Below are 646 nucleotides of genomic sequence, written 5' to 3' on the forward strand. Positions count from 1 at the left end.
TAGATAATAACTCTTTTTAATTGCAAAAAATCCCTATTCAAAATAGGGATTTTTTTATATTAAAACTATATAGACATCATTTTTTCAGTTTGATCTACAGTTATTAATGCATCTATCATTTCATTTAAATCTCCATCTAAGAATGCATCTAATTTGTATAAAGTTAAGTTTATTCTATGATCACTTACTCTTCCTTGAGGGAAGTTGTAAGTTCTTATTCTTTCAGATCTGTCCCCTGTTCCAACCTGACTTTTTCTTTCTGCAGCTATATCTTTATGTTGTGCAGCAACTGCTTTATCATATAATCTAGCTTTTAATATTTTTAAAGCTTGTTCTTTATTTTTTAATTGAGATTTTCCATCTTGGCAAGATACTACTTCTCCTGTAGGTATATGTGTAACCCTTACTGCAGAGTCTGTAGTATTAACACTTTGCCCTCCATTTCCTGAAGAACGGAAAACATCTATTCTTAAGTCATTTGCGTTTATTTCTACTTCAACGTCTTCTACCTCTGGTAAAACTGCAACTGTTGCTGTTGATGTATGTATTCTTCCTCCTGATTCAGTAGATGGTATTCTTTGAACCCTATGAACTCCTGATTCATATTTAAGAACAGAGTATGCTCCATTACCTTTTATCATGAAAG

At 31.7% G+C, this 646-nt stretch carries 1 protein-coding gene; it reads right to left on the minus strand.

Going from position 1 to position 646, the window contains the following annotated elements; genetic code table 11:
• Positions 1–65: 65 nt before the first annotated feature.
• A partial coding sequence (locus tag AZI32_RS17310; protein ID WP_157450979.1) for a peptide chain release factor-like protein occupies positions 66–646 on the minus strand: 581 nt, incomplete at its 5' end.

The organism is Clostridium sp. ATCC 25772, assembly GCF_001573875.1.
Lineage (GTDB): Bacteria > Bacillota > Clostridia > Clostridiales > Clostridiaceae > Clostridium_J > Clostridium_J senegalense.